At 57.9% G+C, this 20,777-nt stretch carries 16 protein-coding genes and 2 tRNA genes; 9 read left to right on the top strand and 9 right to left on the bottom strand.

Annotated features, from left to right (window positions below; genetic code table 11):
• Window positions 1-94: 94 nt before the first annotated feature.
• The 4 genes from E9954_RS08885 to E9954_RS08870 all read right to left on the bottom strand — a co-directional run bounded on the left by E9954_RS08885 (window position 95) and on the right by E9954_RS08870 (window position 6,010).
• Window positions 95-535, bottom strand: a complete 441-nt coding sequence (locus E9954_RS08885; protein WP_136078827.1) for an ACT domain-containing protein — start codon at window positions 533-535, stop codon at window positions 95-97.
• A 96-nt stretch (window positions 536-631) separates the two neighbouring features.
• The gene (locus E9954_RS08880) at window positions 632-1,963 is read right to left on the bottom strand and encodes an AMP-binding protein (protein ID WP_136080190.1); all 1,332 of its coding nucleotides are present in this window, start codon (window positions 1,961-1,963) and stop codon (window positions 632-634) included.
• A 325-nt stretch (window positions 1,964-2,288) separates the two neighbouring features.
• Window positions 2,289-2,477, bottom strand: coding sequence for a ferredoxin (locus tag E9954_RS08875; protein WP_136078826.1), 189 nt, complete (start codon window positions 2,475-2,477; stop codon window positions 2,289-2,291).
• 179 nt (window positions 2,478-2,656) lie between these two features.
• Window positions 2,657-6,010, bottom strand: coding sequence for a right-handed parallel beta-helix repeat-containing protein (locus tag E9954_RS08870; RefSeq protein ID WP_136078825.1), 3,354 nt, complete (start codon window positions 6,008-6,010; stop codon window positions 2,657-2,659).
• Between the two features lie 296 nt (window positions 6,011-6,306).
• Between E9954_RS08870 and E9954_RS08865 the strand changes: the two genes are divergently transcribed.
• The 4 genes from E9954_RS08865 (at window position 6,307) to E9954_RS08850 (ending at window position 9,626) form a co-directional block, all read left to right on the top strand.
• Entirely contained in the window at window positions 6,307-6,825 is a 519-nt protein-coding gene (locus E9954_RS08865; RefSeq protein ID WP_342793760.1) for an acyl-CoA thioesterase, read from the top strand.
• Window positions 6,826-6,895: 70 nt separating this feature from the next.
• Complete coding sequence (locus E9954_RS08860; RefSeq protein ID WP_136078823.1) at window positions 6,896-8,491, top strand: thiamine pyrophosphate-dependent enzyme; 1,596 nt, start codon at window positions 6,896-6,898, stop codon at window positions 8,489-8,491.
• Window positions 8,492-8,583: 92 nt separating this feature from the next.
• Entirely contained in the window at window positions 8,584-9,063 is a 480-nt protein-coding gene (locus tag E9954_RS08855) for a 2-oxoacid:acceptor oxidoreductase family protein (protein WP_136078822.1), read from the top strand.
• A 146-nt stretch (window positions 9,064-9,209) separates the two neighbouring features.
• Window positions 9,210-9,626, top strand: a complete 417-nt coding sequence (locus tag E9954_RS08850; RefSeq protein WP_136078821.1) for a hotdog fold thioesterase — start codon at window positions 9,210-9,212, stop codon at window positions 9,624-9,626.
• A gap of 89 nt (window positions 9,627-9,715) precedes the next feature.
• Here the strand turns inward: E9954_RS08850 and E9954_RS08845 are convergent, their stop codons facing one another.
• From E9954_RS08845 to E9954_RS32390, 3 genes are all read right to left on the bottom strand, one after another.
• The gene (locus E9954_RS08845) at window positions 9,716-11,026 is read right to left on the bottom strand and encodes a hypothetical protein (RefSeq protein ID WP_136078820.1); all 1,311 of its coding nucleotides are present in this window, start codon (window positions 11,024-11,026) and stop codon (window positions 9,716-9,718) included.
• 17 nt (window positions 11,027-11,043) lie between these two features.
• On the bottom strand, window positions 11,044-12,687 hold the full coding sequence (locus E9954_RS08840) for a sodium:solute symporter family protein (RefSeq protein WP_136078819.1): 1,644 nt from the start codon (window positions 12,685-12,687) through the stop codon (window positions 11,044-11,046).
• Between the two features lie 118 nt (window positions 12,688-12,805).
• A complete protein-coding gene (locus E9954_RS32390; RefSeq protein ID WP_168442103.1) occupies window positions 12,806-12,982 on the bottom strand; it encodes a symporter small accessory protein in 177 nt (58 codons plus the stop codon).
• 264 nt (window positions 12,983-13,246) lie between these two features.
• On the opposite strand from E9954_RS32390, the gene hisC reads away from it, so the two are divergent.
• The 5 genes from hisC (at window position 13,247) to E9954_RS08815 (ending at window position 17,814) form a co-directional block, all read left to right on the top strand.
• Window positions 13,247-14,338 carry a histidinol-phosphate transaminase gene (gene hisC, locus E9954_RS08835; protein ID WP_136078818.1) on the top strand — a complete coding sequence of 364 codons (1,092 nt, stop codon included), beginning with the start codon at window positions 13,247-13,249 and terminating at the stop codon, window positions 14,336-14,338.
• A 110-nt stretch (window positions 14,339-14,448) separates the two neighbouring features.
• A tRNA-Val gene (locus E9954_RS08830) sits at window positions 14,449-14,525 on the top strand.
• 150 nt (window positions 14,526-14,675) lie between these two features.
• Window positions 14,676-14,751, top strand: a tRNA-Met gene (locus E9954_RS08825).
• Window positions 14,752-15,093: 342 nt separating this feature from the next.
• On the top strand, window positions 15,094-16,377 hold the full coding sequence (locus tag E9954_RS08820; RefSeq protein ID WP_136078817.1) for a glycoside hydrolase family 71/99-like protein: 1,284 nt from the start codon (window positions 15,094-15,096) through the stop codon (window positions 16,375-16,377).
• A 66-nt stretch (window positions 16,378-16,443) separates the two neighbouring features.
• Complete coding sequence (locus tag E9954_RS08815) at window positions 16,444-17,814, top strand: Gfo/Idh/MocA family protein (RefSeq protein WP_136078816.1); 1,371 nt, start codon at window positions 16,444-16,446, stop codon at window positions 17,812-17,814.
• 30 nt (window positions 17,815-17,844) lie between these two features.
• Here the strand turns inward: E9954_RS08815 and E9954_RS08810 are convergent, their stop codons facing one another.
• Window positions 17,845-19,890 carry a sensor histidine kinase gene (locus E9954_RS08810; RefSeq protein WP_136078815.1) on the bottom strand — a complete coding sequence of 682 codons (2,046 nt, stop codon included), beginning with the start codon at window positions 19,888-19,890 and terminating at the stop codon, window positions 17,845-17,847.
• Window positions 19,890-20,549 carry a response regulator gene (locus E9954_RS08805; protein ID WP_136078814.1) on the bottom strand — a complete coding sequence of 220 codons (660 nt, stop codon included), beginning with the start codon at window positions 20,547-20,549 and terminating at the stop codon, window positions 19,890-19,892. Before E9954_RS08805 ends, E9954_RS08810 begins: the two co-directional genes overlap by 1 nt.
• Between the last annotated feature and the right edge of the window lie 228 nt (window positions 20,550-20,777).

The raw sequence follows: 20,777 nt of genomic DNA, 5'->3' as shown, positions 1-20,777 counted from the left end.
TACAAAAAATTTGTATGACCGCGAAGACGCTAAGAAGCAAAGAAGGGATTCCCTTGTGCCTTCGCGTCTTTGCGGTCAGAAAGAGATATTGAGTTTACGCTTCGGCGCGCTGGTAGAGCTCGACGCAGTCCAGAATGTTGAGGTTGGCCTTCTGGAGGGCCTCAACCGCTTTGTCGTTGTCGTCGAAACGGAACAGCAACACCGCGTTTTCGCCGCTTTTGATGGTGAAGGCATACATGTATTCAACGCTGATGCCGGACTCCTGCTCAATCTCGAGGATCTTGCTCAGGCCACCGGGCTGGTCGTTCACTTCCACGGCAACCACATCGGTCAGCTTGGCGACAAAGCCGTTTTCAACCAGCAGCGCCTTGGCTTCGTCGTAGTCCTTCACGATCAGGCGCAGGATGCCGAACTGCTCCGTATCGGCCAGCGAAAGCGTAATAATGTTGATGCCGTTTTCCGCCAACAGTCCGCAAAGCTCGCGCAAGCGGCCGGGTTTGTTCTCTAAGAATACGGACAGTTGCTTTAGTTTCATCTTCTTTGCTCCTGTTATTTCAACCACGAAGGCACGAGGTTCACTAAGACCATTGCTTGGTGGCGTACTTGGTGTTCTTTGTGCCTTTGTGGTTAATTATTTGTTCCGGTTGTCGATGACGCGCTTGGCTTTTCCCATCGAGCGTTCGATGGTGTTGGGCTGGACGAGGGTGAGCTTGACGCGGATGCCGAGAATGTGGGCAATGGCGTCGGACAGTTGCTTGTGCACGGCCTCGACCCCGCGGACGGTGTCGGTGAACACGTTGGCGGTCACCTCCACCTGCACTTCCATCTGATCCATCCCGCCGTGGCGGCTCAGCACGATCTGGTAGTGCGGCAGGGTTTCCTCCACCTTCAGCAGGGCGGCCTCGACCTGGGACGGGAAAACATTGACGCCGCGGATGATGAACATGTCGTCGGAGCGCCGCGCAATGCGGTTGATGCGGCGGATGGTGCGGCCGCACTCGCATTTTTCGGCAATGATGCTGGTGATGTCGTGCGTACGGTAGCGCATGACCGGCATCGCTTTTTTGCTCAGCGTCGTGATGATCAGTTCGCCCTCCTCGCCGTCGGGCATCGGCTCGTCGGTGACCGGATCGACGATTTCGATCATGAAATGGTCTTCGAAGATATGCAGGCCTTGCTGCTTTTCGCAGGCCATGCCAACGCCGGGACCAATGATTTCGGAGAGGCCATAGATATCGAAGGCCTTGATGCCGGTTTTACCTTCAATGTATTCGCGCATCTCGTCCGTCCACGGCTCGGCGCCGAAGACGCCGACGCGCAGCGGAAGGTCGTCCCAGTTGATGCCCATCTCCTCGGCATATTCGATCAGGTGCAGGAAATAGCTCGGCGTGGCGCAGATGGCGGTGGTGCCGAAGTCGCGCATCACCATGATCTGCCGTTCGGAGTTTCCGCCGGAGATCGGGATGACGGTGGCGCCGAGCGCTTCCGCGCCATAGTGCGCGCCGAGGCCGCCGGTGAACAGGCCGTAGCCGTAGGCGTTCTGGATAATGTCGCCGCTATGCAGCCCGGCGCAGGCGAACGTGCGCACCATGGCCTCCTTCCAAACCTCGATGTCTTCCTCGGTGTAGGCCACCACGATCGGCTTGCCGGTGGTGCCGGACGAGGCATGCAGGCGAACCACCTCGTTCATCGGAACGGCGAAGAGGCCGTAGGGATAGGTGTCGCGCAGGTCGGTCTTCTGGGTGAAGGGCAGCTTGCGGATGTCTTCCAGGGATTTGATATCCTCCGGTTTCACGCCGCGCTCGTCCATGCGTTCGCGGAAAAGCGCCTGGTTGTCGTAGGCGTGCCGGGTGATGGCCCGGAGGCGCTGGAGCTGAAGGGCGCGGAGCTGTTCCTCGCGCATGTAGTCGGGGGCCGAAGCCGGATGTACCAGGCTCTCCCGGTCGTTCCATTGTGCGTGCATGGTCATGCCTTTCTCTAGAGTTTTAAACGAACTGAATACATTTACTAAAGATAAGCATTTGAGGCAAGGCCGTGCCTGCGGAAATCAAGCCGGATATCGAGATCCCGACGGCAAAAACGGGCGAGGGAAGAATCCCGCACCCGTTTTAATTAATCCATTGGCTAGGGCACATATCAGTTGACATACGGTAGTGGAGGGCTCGGGTGAGGCAGTGGCCTCGCTGCGCGTCACCCGAGCCGCCGCACGTTCCGGATAGGTCGGGGTGGAACCCGACCCTCCATTGTTTTGACGGCATTAATATTGGTGAATTGCTCTAAGCCTGGATTCACTCCTGATGGGAGATGGCCTGGGCCGGGCAGTTCGCTTCGGCCTTGAGGGCGCTTTCCTGCAGTGCCTCGGGGACGGGGTCGATCTTTACCTTGGAATAGCCATCCGGGAATTCAAAAACTTCCGGGGCGATGCCATTGCACGCTTCGCAACCGACGCAAAGATCCTTGTCTACTGTGAATTTCATGTTTTCTCCCTTGTGTGCTTAGGTTTATATTTCGGTATATCTTTACTTCAATTCGATAGGATAGGGCACGGGAAAGAAAAAGGTCAATCTTTCCTGTCCGAATCGACGCGAGGAATCCCCGCCGCACCGAAGCCCAGCCCGCCGACCGCCTAAAGGCGGGACTACATGCTTTTTCCTCTTTACGGAATCTCGACCTGCACCTTGTAGAAGCAGGCGGGGTCGTCGTAGGGATCGGTGAGGGAGTCGAGGCCGCCACTGCCGGGGATGCGGAACTCCTGGCGGACGGGAAACCAATAACCCGCCTTGAGATCAAGGCTCCACAGGAGGGTGTAGACCCGATTCGATGAGGAGTGGAAGCTGACGGTGCGGCCTTCGGCGGCGGTGATTCGGAACCATTCGTTGCTATTCAACGGATCGGTGTCGGCCACAAATTCCTCGTAGTCGCTAAAGGAATCGCCGTCGGTGTTGGCCTTGACGATACTGGTGCCGAGTGTGTCGGATTCGAATCCGTCGGTCAGTCCGTCTCCATCGGAATCCCCGGCGGGATTGAAATATTCGAATGCGCCAATGTCGGGAATCGCTATTCCATCGGCATTGCCATCAAGGGGGCGCGGCGTGCCGTCAATATCTTCCACGATACCGGCAATTGCTATTCCGGCATCGATGCAGGGAGAATCCGACGCCAGGTGATAGGTGTCGATCAGTTTGGGATCGGTATCGATGCAGCCCGTGCCGCCGGGCAAGCCATTCGTGGGCGTCGTGCAGCAATGGGTGTAGGACATGAATGTATCGTTGTTGTACCAATTGTTTCCGCTGTCGGTTGCCGAGTTGTTCCACAAAATACAGTTTTGAACGGTGCCATCGAGGTAACAGTAGACCCCGCCGCCGTAGTCGGCTGAGTTGCCGGAGAGGGTGCAGTCTTGCACCGTTCCGCCCCAGGAGCAGTAGACCCCGCCGCCACTGGTGTAGGCAGAGTTGCCGGAGAGGGTGCAGTTTTGAACGGTGCCGCCGCCATCATAGTAGACCCCGCCGCCGTAGTCGGCTGAGTTGCCGGAGAGGGTGCAGTCTTGCACCGTTCCGCCCCAGGAGCAGTAGACCCCGCCGCCGCTGGTGTAGGCAGAGTTGCCGGAAAGGGTGCAGTTTTGAACGGTGTCACCGTAGTAACAGGAGACCCCGCCGCCGTAGTCGGCTGAGTTTCCGATGATGGTGCAATCGTGCAGCGTGCTTTCGACGCTCCCTCCGCCGCATCCGTAGCCGTCGTCGTCGACGCCGACGCCGTCACCGCCCGTTGCCGAGTTGCCGGAGATGGTGCAATCGTGCAGCGTGCCGTAGCAGCTCCCGCCGCCGTAGCCGTTGCCCGCGAAGCCGTCGTAGCCGCCACCGCCGTCACCGCCCGTTGCCGAGTTGCCGGAGATGGTGCAATCGTGCAGCGTGCAGTTGTAGCTCCCGCCGCCGTAGCCGTTGCCCCCTAAGCCGCCGCCGTAGTCGTTGTAGCCCGTTGCCGAGTTGCTGGTGATGGTGCAATTGTGCAGCGTGCCGTAGTAGCTCCCGCCGCCGCCGCCGTCGCCGTCGCCGTAGTAGTAGTCGTAGCCGTCTGCCGAGTTGCCGGTGATGGTGCAATTGTGCAGCGTGCCGTTGTAGCTCCCGCCGCCGTACGCAGCCGAATTGCCTGAGAGCGTGCAGTTGGTGATGAGCGGTGTGGTATCTGTACAATAGATGCCGCCACCGTTGTCTGCGCTGCCATTCCGGATGGTGAAGCCGTCAATCACCGCCCCATCGCTTAAATGGAAGAGGCGGTGGGAGTCCTGCCCATCTAGGATGGTAACGTCGGGGCCATATTCGCTTTTGACGGTGATGGCCTTGTGGACGGTGATTTGTTGACCGGGCTCGTAGGCTCCATCGTCCACCAGCACGATGTCGTCGGTTGTTCCCGAGGCGGCATCGACAGCGGCCTGTATGTTGGTGGCCGCAGTTGCCCAAGTGGTGTAGGGCCAAACGTGGGTGCCTTCGGGGGAGACATAGTGGGTGGGGGAATTTCCGGAATGCTGTGGGTCGCGGGTGATTACGATGCTGTCGGATGTGACTTCGCCTACGACATTGGTTCCATAGACCGTGATAGTGTTTTCGTAGAACTCCAGCGGAATATCTGAAACCTGAAACTGGAAACCTGAAACTGGAAAAGAGCCGGAGGCATGATTAGCCTCGTTGGTCCACCAGAGGTTGCCGACTGTCCACTCGTTGTTGGTTCCGCTAATCGTATAGGTTTCGGTTTCGCCGGCGACGGTGGCATTCTCGTTGGTGATGTTTACCGCCGCGGCATCGTAGTATTCATAGGCTCCGATGTCGACCGTTCCACCATTAATACGCGGGTTTCCGCCGAGGTCGGTTGCACCGTCCATCCATATCTGGTTGGTTCCGGCGTCGATGCAGGGGGAGGCGGGTTGGAGGCGGTAGTTTCCGTTGGGTGCATCCACAAACTGCGGGTAGTTTGTAATGTTGCCGGAACCAAGGTCGTTGAGCGCCAGGCTGCTGCAGCAATGGGTGTAGGCCATGCTGCTGCCATTATTGAAGCAGTCGCTGCCGTTCGCTGCCGTATTGCTCCATACAATGCAGTTGTTGAGTATCGAGCCGGTGCCGTAAGAGTTTACCCCTCCACCATTGTTGGTTGCCGAGTTTCCGCTGATGGTGCAGTTGTTGAACGTTCCACCAGAGCTTAAGCCAACCCCGCCGCCGTCGAGTGCCGAGTTTCCGGTGATGAGGCAGTTGTTGAACGAGCTACCAACCTTGTAGCAGCGAATCCCGCCGCCCGTGGCTGCGGTGGAATTCGAACTGATGGTGCAGTGATTGAGCGATCCGCCGGTGTGGCAATAGATGCCGCCGGCGGCAGCATCGGCCGAGTTGCCGCTCAGCGTGCAGTGGTTGAGCGTTCCGCCGGATTGGCAATGGGCCGCGCCCCCGGCCCACGCGACGTTGTTGGCAAGCGTGCAATGGGAGAGGATGCCGTTGGTCAGGAAAGCGACTCCTCCACCCCGGTTGGCCGCGAAATTTCCGATGATGGTGCAATTGGAAACGGCGCCGCCATTATCCAGCAGGATCCCGCCGCCGCTATCCAATACCGGTGACGTTGTTCCTGTGCGGGTATGCCCGTTGGTGAGGGTGAAGCCGATCAGTTCTGCTCCGTCGGTGACATAGGCGCAACGTATGGCATTCGGCCCCAAGGGGCCTTCGCCGACGATGGAAGTGAAGTCGGGGCCGTTGACGGATTGCACGGTGATGGCTTCGGCCAGCACCACCCGGTTGCTCATGGAGTGGGGATCGATGGTTCCGCCGGTGGCGTAAGTGCCGTTGGTGACGAGCACCGTATCGCCCGGATCGGCGGCATCGATGGCCGGTTGGATTTCGTGGAAGGCGGTGGCCCAGTCGGTACCGGGCCCGTCCTGCGGACTGGCGTCCCAGACATAGTTGGTTCCGGCGAAAACCGTAGCCGTGAATAACATAACCGCTGCCAGACTGCCGATGGTTGTGCGTTTCATGATCTGACTCCCTGGTTAAGGGGAGGAGGATAGAGGTGTTTTAAAATCACTGCAAGGCGTTAAGTGTTTTATGCTGAGTAATAAAGAGTCGTAGTGTCTGGCGAGTTTGGTGCGGCGCGGCGGACTGCCCAGATTAGGACTGATACCAAACTAACCTGACTTGTATTCAATAGCCACAAAGAGGCACAAAAGGCACGAAAACCCAGAAGGTGATGTCTTTGTGTTTCTTGTGCTTTTTCGTGGCAATCCATTCTCCCGCAGAAAGGGACATGCCATTCTATTCAGATTAATTGCGTATGATACCAGCGGGCTGGGCGCATCGGGATTCTCCTAAACGGTGTCGAACACTCTTGAAACCCGTTGCAGAATCCGGTTTAAATGTACGCTTATTTTCTTCGAGGGAATCTGTGTTCAGGCATACACACCAACTTAGGGTACGCTATAGCGAGTCGGATCGAATGGGAACATTCTATAATTCGCGCCTGTTGGAGTGGATGGAGGTCGGGCGTTCCGAGCTTACGCGGGCCGCCGGGATTCCCTATGTTGAATGGGAAAAGCGCGGTGTGATGGCGCCGATTGTCGAGGCCAATCTTAAATTTCGGGGGCGGGCCGGATACGACGACCTGCTGAATATTGAAACATCGTGTGAACGCGAGGGACGTGCTCGGATCAAATTCGAGTCGGTCATCACGCAGGGGGAGACGGGCCAGCCCGTTGCCGAGGGATTTACGATCCACGCCCTCACGAACCCCGAAGGGAAGCCGTTGCGCATTCCGCAGTGGGTGAACGAATTGCTCGGAGATATGACAGAATAATTTTGTGGCAAAATGATTTTTTAATACGCAGTACGCGATACGTAGTACGCATTTGTAAACGGAGAGAGACATGAGCAGTGAACGAAAACTGATGAGCGGCAACGAGGCCGTGGCGCTGGGCGCCATGCACGCCGGTTGCGCGCTGGGCGTCGGGTATCCCGGTACGCCCTCGACCGAAATCCTGGAAAACTATTCGAAGCTGGAGGGCTGCCGCGCCCAGTGGTCGCCCAACGAAAAGGTGGCGCTGGAAGTCGGTATCGGCGTGGCCTTCGCCGGCACCCGCACGCTGGTGACCATGAAACACGTGGGTGTGAATGTTGCGGCCGATCCGCTCTTCACGGTGGCCTACACCGGCGTGACCGGCGGCATGGTCTTGGCCGTGGCCGACGACCCCGGCATGGCCTCCTCGCAGAACGAGCAGGATTCGCGCAACTATGCGCGCGCCGCCGGCGTCCCGATGCTTGAACCCGCCGACTCGCAGGAAGCCTACGAAATGACCAAGCTCGCCTTCGAGATTTCCGAAAGATGGAACCAGCCGGTCATGCTGCGTCTATGCACGCGGGTTTGCCATTCCAAGACCATCGTGGTGCCCGGCAGCTCGACCGACGTTCCCCAAGCCAACTATGTCCGCGACATCAAGGAGCGCGTCATGATTCCGGCCTATGCCCGCCCTGCGCACAAGAAGCTGCGCGCCAAGCTGGCCGAAATGGAGGCGTGGAACTGTTCGGAAGGCCCGAACAAAATGTTCGGAGGCCATTCCTCGCTCGGCATCATTGCAAACGGCGTCTCCGCGTTGCACGCGCAGGAAGCCGCGCCGGATGCGAAGGTCATGAAGCTCGGCATGGTCTATCCGCTGCCGATGAAGGCCATTCTTGAATTCATCGATTCGGTCGACGACTGCATCATTGTGGAAGAGGGCGACCCCTTCATCCAGACCGAGGTTCAGGCGGCCGGCGGCAAGGTGCGCCCGCGCATGGAGCGCTACCGCTACGGCGAGTTGGACGTCGTCCGCGTCAAGCGGATCATCGACGGCGACGATTCCGAAGAGGCCGCCCCGCCGAAAGGCAAGCCGCCGCAACTGTGCGATGGCTGTCCGCACCGCGCCAGCTTCCAGCTGCTGAAGAATATCGGATGCACCATCACTGGCGACATCGGCTGCTACACCCTCAGCGTGTTGCCGCCGTTCGAGACCATGGATACCTGCATCTGCATGGGCGGCTCCATCGGCATTGGCCTCGGCATGCGCCACGTCCTGCCCGAAGAGCAGGCCCGCAAGGTCGTCAGTGTGATCGGCGACGGCACCTTCATGCATAGCGGGCTGACCGGCGTTGCGGAAATGGTCTACAACCGCCCGAAGTATGGCCATGTGATCGTCATCCTCGACAACGGCACCACGGCCATGACCGGGCTGCAGGAGCATCCGGGAACCGGCAAGAAGCTCGACCATCATCCAACCGAAAAGACGGTTTCGCTCGAAGCCACCTGCGAGGCCATGGGCGTCGATCGCGTGGTGATTCTCGATCCGTCGCGCGAGATGGAACAATTCGAGCAGACGATGAAGGATGCCATGGCCTCGAACGACCTCACCATCGTCATTGCCCGCCGCCCCTGCATCCTCGCCATCGTGCGCGATGCCAAATTCGAACGCGGCGAAAAGGTGAGATAGTACTACGTACTGCGTATTACGTATTCCACTGATCCTCTGGTGGAAGAGCCGCAATACGCAGTACGAAATACGTAATACGAAAGGATTTTATTATGAGCAATGTAACAAACGTAAAATTTGCCGGGCTGGGCGGGCAGGGGATCCTGACCTGCACCGATATCCTGGGGCGTGTCGTGTTCGATCTGGGCAACGACGTGAAAAAGGCCGAAGTGCACGGCATGAGCCAGCGCGGCGGGGCGATTACCTCCGACCTGCGCTACGGCGAAAAGGTGCTCAGCCCGATGATTCCCGTCGGCGCGGCCGACTATTTAGTTGTACTCGGCGATGACCAGATCGACGTCAACAAACACCACATGAAGGCCGGTGGGATTCTTGTGAAACCGTCCGATTTCGATGCCGATAAGCTGAGCAACAAACGGACGTTGAACGTGGCGCTGCTTGGTGCGTTGAGCAAGCACATGGACTTTACCGTGGAGCAGTGGATGGACGCCATCCGTGCGCAGTTCCCCGAGCGCCTGGTGGACGTGAATGAACAAGCGTTCCTTTTGGGCCGCGGCGAAGGCGCGGACTAAAAAGAAATCCTAAGCACGAATATCGGAATCCGAAACAATTACGAATTTTGAAAAAGCCAAGGTTTAAAGCATTTGGCCATTGAAGTTTGGGGTTTGTTTCGGATTTAGTGCTTGGGAATTAGAGTTTCCAAACCGGAGGTTTTGCCATGAGTGCTGAAAAGATTAAGAAGCTGATTCGCGAGAACGACCAGCTGGGCAACTTGTTGGGTGTTAATTTGACCGAGGTCAGCGAAGGGCGCGCCTATGCCGAGCTGAAGATCGAGAAGCAGCATCTCAACGCGGCGGGCGTCGCCCACGGCGCGTCCATTTTTGCGCTGGCCGACATAGCGCTTGCGGCGGCTTCGAATTCCTATGGCAATGTGGCGCTGCTGACCAATGGCAACATCCAGGTGTTCCACGCCACGCAGCTCGGCGATACGTTGATTGCCAAAGCCAAGGAAGTTTCCGCCAGCCGGCGCCTCGCGCATTACCGCATCAAGGTAACGAACTCGGTCGGCGATCAGATCGCGGTCTACAACGCCACCGTCTACAAAACCAGCGCCCCGCTACCCGACGGCGAATAACATCCGGAGGGCTCCGACGGAGCGTCGCCCTCCAGCAATGAAAAAGCACCCGCAGCGACGGGTGCTTTTCAATTTGCGATGGATTTGCCTTAGAATGAGTAGCTCAGTTCAAAGCGCACAAAGCTCGCAAGGTTTTCCTGCTGTGCTTCGGTATAGAAGTCGCCGGGTTCGAAGAGTTCAATCAGGACGTGTCCAAACAGTTTGTCCTTATCGCTAAGCAGGTTTTCCATCAGGGTGTATTTGTTCCACCAGGTAAAGAGCCATCCGCGCTCGCGGCCGTCTCCGGGGCCGCTCTTTCCCGGAGCAAACATATAACCGAGCAACAGGTCGCACTTAAGCTTTTCAATCGGACTGATTGATAGATCAACATGCGGCATGCTGGCGTTCGACCAATAGCCGATGCCGTCGCCTCCTGCCGTGGTGGGTGTGAACGAATAAACGTATAGTTCGGAATACTGTGGCCAGCGCGCAAACATCGGATTCCAATCTGCGGAGAGATGGTAATAGCCAAGTCCGAGCTTGATTCTTTCAGCCATCTGCCAGTCGAGCAACGCATCGACCATGTAAGCGGAATTGTCTTTGTTGGATTGGTAGGCCACTTCAAGGTTGCCGCTGAGGTGGTCGCCAAACTTCGGCATCAGGCGCCCGCCGACGGTGTGGAAGTGGTCGGTCAGGTGCTGTTCTTTGGTCTTGGTGACCCAGTACGTTTCCCAGGGAAGCTGTTCGGCGGCATTGTTTTTTACATAAACGCCGCCACCCGCTTCCGCACCGTCATATGCGGGGTCGAGACCGACCAGGTTGCGATCCTGGGAGTGAAGCGCAAGCTGGTTCTTGGCGCGGGTATACATGCCGAAGACATCCACGGTGGTGTCCTCGATTCCTTTGTAGGTGGCCTTGGCGGCATCGAAGTAGATCGTGCGCGAGCCGTCAAGTGGAGTGCCGTCGAGGATGACCTTGCCCGTGCCGTAGATCATGTCCTGGCGGCCGATCCTAACCCCGAACAGGTCTTGCTGATAATCGACGAACAGGGTGTCGATGATGGTTTCATCCATGGCAGACCATGGGTTGTTTCCATCGGGTTTCTGGACGGTGCGGAATTCGTTAAGAAGGCGTCCTTTGACAAACAGATTGTCGCTTTGGTGGTATTCGCCCCAAACGCGGGTGCGGTAGCGTTGGAAGCTGCGCTCGCCGCTGTCCGCTCCGGTTTCGTTTGGTATATGGTTCATGTAGACCGTGCGGAAGCGGAAGTCACCACCCCATTTGAATTGGCTTTCCTTTTGGATCTCCTCGGCCGAAACGGTCGCCACGGCGGACGGAGTTTCCTCTGCCGATTCTTTTGCCATGGTTGTGCCGCATGCGAATGCGGTGGCCAGTAGTATTGCGGTGTATCTCATTTTCATTTGCAACCCCTATGTTGTTATTTGGTTCCCATGCACTTATCCAGGTGTGCATCCGACATTTTCTTAGTGAAGAGCGATACGGCCACGGTAACCACGATCGCAATGGGCAGGCCGATGATCAGTGGATCGACAAAGGCCCATACCACGGGCCCGGATGTTGCGAAGACCTCCTTGCCATCCACCATGGATATGGCCAGCGACCGGGTTCCGAACAGTTTGTTGCAGAGTAGCAGCGCGGTCGCGGCTTTCTGCTCCACAAAAAAGATCCAGAACAGGCTGGAGAGCGATCCGCCCAGCAGGCCGGCAATGGCGCCGGCCTTGGTGATGGCGCGGCTCCAAAGGGCCCCGACATACATGGGCAGGAAGGCGCAGGCGCAAAGTCCGAAGAAGATCGCGGTACCGCGCGCCACGATGGCTGTTCCGGTTTTGCCGAATTTCAACTCCATGATGTAGCTGAGGTAGACCGAGATCAGAATGCCGCCAAGCACACCGATCCGTGTGGCAAGCATGCCGCCGCCCCCTTTCTTTTTGCCCAAGGATTCCTCAACCAGGTCGCGTCCGAGCGAGGTGCCCATCACATGGAACTGGCTGCTGAGCGTGCTCATGGCCGCAGAGATGAGTGTGAGCATGAAGAGGATGCTGAACCATTCCGGCAACGCGCTTTGCAGGTACATGGGGATGATCGCCTCAACATCGCCCTTTGCCGCAACGATGGAGACTTTGCCGATGGTTTGGTGGAAATGTACATTGGATAGGGCGCCGACGATGAAGGCCACACCGGTCATCATCATGATAAAAACACCGCCGATCGGGATGGCGCGGTTGAGCTCTTTGCCGCTTTTCACCGTCATGTAGCGTACGGCCAGCTGCGGTTGGGCCAGCACGCCGATGCCGACGCCCATGATGATGGTGCTGACCAAGGTCCACGACAGCGGCGAGCCAAACTTGGGCATGCTGGTCCAGCCCTGGTGCCCACCCTTTTGCAAGCTGGCGGGAACTTCGGGGGTCAGGTCGGTCAACGCCTGGTGCGCACCGCTCAAACCGCCCAGTTTGTTGTAGGTCAGGATGAGCAGGGCGGTCATGCCCAGCAGCATGATGGTGCCTTGCAGGGCGTCGGTATACATGACGCCTTTGATTCCGCCCATGATCACATAGAGGGCAATGATGACGGAGAACATGAGCAATGCGGCGTTGTAGTCGATGCCCAGTTGCGATGAGATGTATTTGACCGCGCCGGTCAGCACCGCCGAAGCATACAGCGGTATGAACAGAAAGATGATCACCGCGGAAGCCCCTTGGATGAATTTGGATTGGAACCTTCTGCCCAACAATTCCGGGAAGGTGTGGGCATCGAGCCGAAGGCCCATTTTGCGGGTTCGCCCGCCGAACACCCAGAAGGCAATGAAGATGCCGATGAAGATGTTCATGAAGGTGAGCCAGAGCAACCCCATGCCGAAGACTCCGGCCGCCCCGCCGAAGCCGACAATGGCCGAGGTGCTGATGAAGGTTGCCCCGTACGACATGGCCATCACATAGGGGTGGACCTTGCGCCCGCCCAGCATGTAGTCGGTGGCGGATTTGGTGCTTTTGAAACCCCGGAATCCGAGGTAGGCGATAATGCATAGATATGCAACGACAATGATAATCATCCAAATAGACATGTGGTTTCTCCTTTAATGAAGAATTCAGATTTCAGGATGAAGAAGGGTGTGCAGATGGCCTGGATGAGCGGGTGTCGGCAGGAGTGTTCTTCATTCTTAAATCTGCGTTCTTAATGCTCTACAGTTCTTCCTCAACCCGGTCTTCCTCTTCCGCCCAATGGCGGATCTCCTCCTCGGACTCGGTTTCCGGATCATCCTTGTTCCATTTGATGATGCCCCAAACGAGGCAGAACAGTGCGCTGATTATGCAGAGTAGGTAGGCGAGTGCCACCCATCCATCTTCTATCCCTAACATATGCATCCCCCTGTGTTGCTGCTTTTTCGACGAATGCGATATGTTAGCGCGAAAAAATGCGGGTTGCCAATGCGTAATTGTGAATTATTTGTTCACGATGCCGGTGTGGGGAAAACGGACGGAACGCCATGGATGCGCATGGCCAAACCTCCACCAATTCATTCGCAATCGGCAAAATTCCTGATGTATTCCGAAGAAACGGGATTGCTCCGGCTTGGCGGAATGCTACGATGCGCGTTTTCAACATTAGCAGGAGATTGTGGGATGAAGGCAAAGGAATGGATTTCGGATCTGCGGGTGTACGAACCCGGCAAGCCGATTGAAGAAGTGGCGCGCGAACTCGGCTTCGACGACATCGCGGAAATCGTCAAGGTGGCATCGAACGAAAACGAACTGGGGCCATCGCCGATGGCCATCGAAGCGATGCAGGAAGCCATTCCCGAAATGCATCGCTATCCCGACGGAGGGGCTTTCTACCTGAAGCAAAAGCTCGCCGGCAACCTCGGCGTCGCACCGGAAAACCTGCTGTTCGGATGCGGCAGCAACGAGCTGATCGTATTCCTCTGCCACGTCTTCATGGAGCAGGGCAAAAACCTGGTGATGGGGGCGGAGGCCTTTGCGGTCTATTTCCTCGCCAACGCCATGTACCAGGGCGAAACCATCCGTGTTCCCATGCCGGAACACGTGCACGACCTCGATGCCATGCTCGCGGCCATCACCCCCGAAACGCGTTTGGTTTGCATCTGCAATCCCAACAACCCGACCGGCACCATGGTGGCCCCCGACGCCATCGACGCCTTCATTGAAAAACTGCCCGACCACGTGGTTGCCGTTTTCGACGAAGCCTATTTCGAAGTCATGCCCGACGACATGAAGCCCGACGTGCTCAAGCATATCCGTGCCGGCAAGAAAAACGTGCTCGTACTGCGGACCTTCTCCAAGGCCTATGGCCTGGCCGGTCTGCGCATCGGCTATGCCGTTGCCCACCCCGAACTCATCAACCTGCTTAACAAGGTGCGCCAACCCTTCAATGCCAATCTGATGGCGCAGGCCGCCGCCATGGCCGCGCTCGACGACATACCCCATATTGTTGAAACCCGCGAAATGGTTTTCCAGGGACTGAAGTTCTTTGAGGAAGAGCTGCCGAAGATCGGGGTTGAAACCGTTCCGTCCGGCGCCAATTTCATCCTCGTCAAGACCGGCAACGGACGCGAGGTGTTCCTGGAGCTGCAGAAGCGCAAGGTCATTGTGCGCCCGATGGATCCCTATGGCCTTGGCGACTTCATCCGCATCACCATTGGAACGCCGGAACAAAACCAGTTCACGCTCGATGCCTTGAAGGACGTCCTCGCCTAGGCATGCCGTTCATGCCGGGGCGCAGGGTCGCATGGGGTGGGATCTTTTTTGTTTTTCACCACTTGACTCGAAAAAGGGAATGGGTACTATGTGCGCTCCTTTGAGGAAATGGGCGTTTAGCTCAGTTGGCTAGAGCACCTCGTTTACACCGAGGGGGTCGGCGGTTCGAGCCCGTCAACGCCCACCATTTTTTCACATTTTTATCCGCTTCCGACGCGCTTCCACAGGCCTGTGGAGGAGGGGGATGAAGCGGGAATCGGAAGGTGAAAAAAGATGAAGAATTGGCCTTGCCAAGACGGTGGGGTTTAACTATCTTCTGCACTCCTTTTTAACAAAAGGCTGTGTAGCTCAGTCGGCAGAGCAGCGGAATCATAATCCGCTTGTCGGTGGTTCAAGTCCACTCACAGCCACCATTTTAAACCCCCGTTCAGTTAACGCTGGCGGGGGTTTTCTTATGCCCCTCTCCAAAAATAACTCTAGGTGCAGAGCGGTTTTCATGGACTACACGGGACGTCGGCCCGCAACCGCTAAACCTAAAACGGTAATGAACCACAAAATACACTACATACACGAATCCCAACCTGCGTATCCCGAGAAGCTTGCAACGCACTGAATTCAAGACAAAGAAGGATGGGCGGGGCGTGTCCAATATGTTGCTGAAAAAACGTTTAATTCGAAGATCAATGCGGTAACGTCGGTTCCAGGCATGAAAGAAACCCAGGCCTCGGGGAAATAGGTTTTTAACAGGAAGTACAATGTCGATTAAAACAATCGTTATGCTGGCCGGCTTCATGGTGGCGGGGACTTTTGCCGAACCGAGGGAGGAGGTGTTGAAGCCCTACGACGGAGCCTCGGTTCGCGGTGCCGATCCGAGTACGCTGAGCGGCAAGGTGATGACCGGCTACCAGGGCTGGTTCAACTGCCCGGGCGATGGGGCGAAACTCGGCTGGGTGCATTGGGGGCGCAGGGGCTTCAAGCCCGGCGAAGTTACGGTGGATGCATGGCCCGATGTTTCGGAGTATGGCGAAGACGAGCTGTACGATACCGGCTTCAGGCATGAAGATGGTTCCGTGGCGAAGGTCTTCAGTTCGCATAACCGCCAAACCGTGTTGCGCCATTTCAAATGGATGCGCGACTATGGGATCGATGGCGCGTTTGTCCAGCGGTTCGCCAATGGCATCAAGGAGGGCGACGTGCGCTACCATAAGGACAAGGTGCTCTCGAGCGCGCGCGAGGGGGCGAACCGCTATGGGCGCACCTATGTGGTGATGTATGACCTCACCGGGATTCCGGACGAAGACATCGTTAAGGTGTTCGACGACTGGCGCCTGCTGCGTGACAAGATGCGTATTACCGAAGATCCCGCCTATCAGCACCACAACGGTAAACCGCTGGTGGCGGTCTGGGGCGTTGGGTTCAATGGGCAGATCAAGCGGCGGCCGGACTTCGATGAATGCCGGACACTGATCCGGAAATTGAAGGCCGACGGATGCAGTGTGATGCTGGGAACCGCGACCGGTTGGCGGGCGCAGGATCGCGATGCCTCCCCGCGCGGGGAGCTCCATGAAATGTTGCTGGAAGCCGATGTGATCAGCCCGTGGAGCGTAGGGCGCTTTAGGGATCTGCCGGGCGTGGCGCACCACGCCAAGCACTATTGGAGCAAGGATATCGCCTGGGCGAAGCAACACGGTACGGACTACATGCCGGTCGTCTTCCCGGGGTTCAGCTGGCACAACCTCCAAAACGGGGAAACACCGATTGCCCATATTCCGCGGCTCAAGGGGCAGTTTCTCTGGGAGCAGGTGGTGGCGAACAAGCAGGCGGGCGCGGACATGCTCTACATCGCGATGTTCGATGAGGTGGATGAAGCCACCGCCATCTTCAAATGCACCGATAACCCTCCAACCGGGAACGGGGGCAAGTTCCTGGACATGGAAGGGTTGCCCTCCGATTTTTACCTGAAGGTGGCCGGTAAGGCCGGCGAGTTGATGCGCGATGAAATTGAACCGACCGGGCAGGTGCCGGTGGGGACGGATTGATGTGGAGGGGCAGACGCCGTCTGCCCGGGCTCCATGTGAAAACAAGTAGGAATAGGAGAATCAACCATGAAGGTTTCAAGAAGACAGTTTTCCAAGATTGGGATGGCGGGTACTTCCATGGCACTGCTTCCCGGCTGCGCCACCAAAAAGACGGCCAGCTTCGTGGGTGCGAACGAAAAGGTGAACCTGGCGTTCATCGGGCTGGGCGGCCGCGGCGAGAGCTTGAGCGGGTCGTTCAGGCAGATCGATGATGTGAACATGGTGGCGCTTTGCGATGTGGATATGGGTAGCAAATGGACGGCCAAGACCGAGGCTGAATTCCCCGGCGTGCCCCGGTTCAAGGATTTCCGGGTCATGTTCGATAAAATGGGCAACGAGATCGATGCCGTCGTGGTCTGTACCCCCGACCATTCCCATTTCCCGATCACCATGGCGGCCATGGCGCTGGGCAAGCATGTCTATTGCGAAAAACCGCTCGCGCGCACCTTCAATGAAATCGCACTGATGATGGCTGCCGCCGAACGCCATGGCGTGGCCACCCAGATGGGCAACTATGGCCATTCCGGTGCAAACTATTTCCAGTTCAAGGCCTGGACGGAAGCGGGCATCATCAAGGATGTCACCCATGTGGATGCCTATATGAACAAATGGCGCCGCTGGCATCCGTGGGGCGCTGTGAACGCATTCCGCACCGGGGAGAAGGTGCCCGAAACCATGGACTGGGATGTCTGGCTCGGCACGGCGGAACACCACGAGTTCAGCAAGGATCTGCACTACGGCAACTGGCGCGGCTGGTATGATTTCGGAACGGGGTGCTTCGGCGACTGGGGCGCGCACATGCTCGACACCATGCAGCGCTTCCTGAACCTGGGTTTGCCGGAAAGCCTGACGGCCAAGACCCTCGAAGGGCAAAACAACTTCATCTATCCGATGGCTTCGACCATCAACTTCCAGTTCCCGGCGCGCGGCGATATGCCGGCCATGGATATCGACTGGTACGACGGGCAGGAAAACCTGCCGCCGCTGCCGGAAGAGTGGGGCGGCAAGGAGCTGGACCGGAATACGCCCGGCAAGTTTATCTATTCCAAGGAACATGTTTTCCATGGGACGGCCCACGAGCATCCACTGCAGATCATTCCCTATGAAAAGATGCGTGAACTGTTGAAGCAAGGGGCCCTGCCGCGCGACTTCGGGAAAAACTCCGACCATTTCGAAAACTTCATCCTGGCCTGCAAAGGGCAGGAGGAGACGCGTACGCCGTTCGCGGTTTCGGGCCTCCTCTCGCAGCTGCTTTCGCTGGGCTGCATCTCGCAGCGGCTGGGCGGCACGTTGGAGTTCGACCGCCAGGCCAACCGGTTCACCAATAGCCGCATCGCCAACGAACTGTTGGTGGGTGCGCCGCCGCGCAAGGGCTGGGAGCAGTATTATTCGCTATAAGGACGGAGGTCTGGATTGAGCCGACGGGGGTTATTCCTGGGGAATGGAGAGGATGAGCTGGGTTCCGGCGCCGGGGGCTGATTCGATTTCCAGGTGGGCATGGAGCCAGTCGGCGCGCTGCTTGAGCGTGCGCAGGGTGCGGGGCTGCTTCAGCGCGTCTTGGTCGATGCCTTTGCCGTTGTCCTTGATCCGGAGAATAATGTTCCCGTCGCGGAGCCGAATGGAAATCTCGACCTGGCTGCACGCCGAGTGCCGTTTGGCGTTGTAGAGCGCTTCCTTGTAGAAGAGCAGGATGCCCTTGCGCAACGTTTGCTCCAGCAGGGCTTCGCCGATGGCGGGGCCGGACGCGAAGGTGTAGTCGGTTTTTCCCAGGACGAGGCCCGCGAGTTCATCCATGTAGGCGACGAGGTTCTGCGTGCGTCCGACTTCCGGTGCCGTGGTGCTGAGCACCTCCCTCAGGCCGAAGACGCTTTCGCGGGTGAGCCGGTAGATGGCTTTCAGCCGTTTCCGTTCCGGGGCCGTGTTAATCTGTTCCTCCAGTTTTTCGACATGAAGGATGATGGTGCCGAGGTTGCTGCCGACGTCGTCGTGCAGGTCGCTGGCGATTCTTGCCCGGGTGGATCGGATTTCCCCGCGCATGCGGATGCGGTTGCGAACGATGAGAAATGCCGCGCTTCCGATCACCAGCAGCAGCAGGGTGAGGCTTCCATAGATGAGCGTTTTGGCGATATCCGACACGGTTTTTCCCTGTTGCTGCCGCAGGATCATCTGCTCTTCCATCAGCTGCTGGCGGCGGACGAGTCCTTCGATCCACTGACGCAGCGGAAGAACCTGTCCCGAGTGCGTCAGCCCGTCGTTGGCGGGAGAAAGTGCCAGTTTGGCCTTCGTGTCCGTCGGGTCTTCCGTCACGAGGCGGATCGTTTTTCCGCGATACCGTTCTTCGAAGAGGGTTGCGCGTTCCGATTCCACCCCCTTGTGCTGTGCCGAGATTTCGCTGAACGCGATGGCCGGCGCGGCCTCGGGGATGGGTTGCGATGCTTCGTAGACGGTCAGCCGCACCGCCTGGGCCTTTGTCTCGGGGAACCGGGAAAAATGAGGGTTCAGGCCAGGTTTGCGCATCGGGAAGGTTTCGTAGGTGGTGTCCGATTGAACGACTTGCCCCTGGGCGTCGAGCAGGTCGATGGTAAAGCGCACCGGGAAGCTTTGTCCGTAGGAGTGCTCGATGGCCGGGTCGATCCGTACGGCGTCGATCAGGATTTCCCGGGGGTAGGTGCAGGTCAGTTTATAGGATCCGGGTACAATCTTGTGCCCGAATCCGAACTTCTTGATGAACGGATGGGTTTTGGAGTGGCTGCTTAATTCGGGGAGCCCCAGCGGGGTTTGGGCATCGGTCAGGAATTCCTGCGCCAGGACATGGTAGCCTTGCCGGCTGTGCGAGGCCTTGCAACTCGCCTGCGGGGCCACGTTGTTGGCCCCCGAAAAGATGCAGATTTCGGCGAACCCGGCGGCATGCCATTTTTCATGGGGATGTTGCGGAAGGTCGGTGCAGCGGATGGTCAACCTGCGGGTGGAGACCGGGGCGAATTCGATGAGCTCCGGAAGGGACTGGCGGATGAGGGGCTGCCCTCCGGTTCCCTGGGCAATGAGGTTTTGCCGGCCGTCGATTTCCGCCTCGATCGTGATGGACTCCGGCCAGTACAGGTTTTCGCCGTAGACCTCGTCCATGAACAGGCGCAGGGGGAATAGGGCGACGGCATCGAGCTCAACCGGTTTTTCCCAGCTAAACGCCAGAACCACCTCGCTGGTAGAGGATTTTTGTTCGTGGGTAAGGAACCCGCCGGTTCCGGTGGGTTCCCGCAGATAGGGTTGGGGCAGGGAATGAAGCTCCTCGTCGATGGCGACCAGCCGCGCTTCGTTCTGCTTGTAGCCCTTAACGAAGCCCCGGGCAAGGTTCTGCTCCAGCGTGTCCGCCTGCGCGGACGCGGCCAGCATGAGAACGATCGAATAGTGCAGGCTTTTGTTTCGGAATGCCGCGCTCCCGTGTTCGATGTTAGATGCTGTGCGGGGAAACCGCATCAGATGATTCCCATGGAAGAGGCCTTGCTGATGGCGCCCGAAACATTGTGGACCTGCAGTTTTTCATAGATGTTCCGGATGTGCGTGCTCACGGTGTGCTTGCTCACGAACAGCACGTCGGCCACCTCCTGGCGGCTCAAGCCATCGGCGAGCTGCTTGAGGACTTCGGCTTCGCGTTCCGAAAGTTCGATTTCGGGCGAGGCCGGCTTGAAGCTCGAAAACGTGTCGAAAACCATCTTCGCAATTTCCGCGCTGAGCGGCGAGATGCCGTGGCAGGCATCCACGATGCCCTGCACAATCGCCTGCAGCCCGTCGGATTTGATCAGGTAGCCCGATGCCCCTGCACCCAGCGCCTGGAAGACCCGGGCCTTGTTGTCGAACACGGTAAGCACCAGGACGGTCGTGCCGGGGGCGGCCTTGCGGATGAGCGGGATGGCATCGATCCCGTCCATGCCCGGCAGGCCCAGGTCTAGAATGAGCACATCGGGCGCCGCCGAATCCTTCAGGTATTCCAAGGCGTCCTCCGCGTTGGAAAGGGTGGCGCAGATTTCGAAGCGGTCCGTCGATTCAAGGGCTTCGCGCAACGCCTCGCGAAAATCGGCGTGATCTTCGATGAGGCAGATGCGGGTGGGGGGCGTAGGCTTTTCAGATTCAGTCATAGTGGGTCATTTTAAGGGGGATGGGTGTGCGGATGTCAAGGGTGGAGATGGCAGGTGTTGCTTTCCTCACCCGCACCATTCGTTGCCATGACACTCTCACAAAGAGTGGAAAGTTGTGGAATATACCCTTTTCAGGGTATGGACGCATTTTCGGTGCCGTGTCAAACTTTGTCATTCCGTGGAATCAGGTGTCGCCGAGCTACTTGGCGGGCAACCATGGAGAACGAG

The organism is Pontiella desulfatans (assembly GCF_900890425.1).
GTDB lineage: Bacteria > Verrucomicrobiota > Kiritimatiellia > Kiritimatiellales > Pontiellaceae > Pontiella > Pontiella desulfatans.
This window is presented reverse-complemented; position numbering and strand designations above follow the sequence as displayed.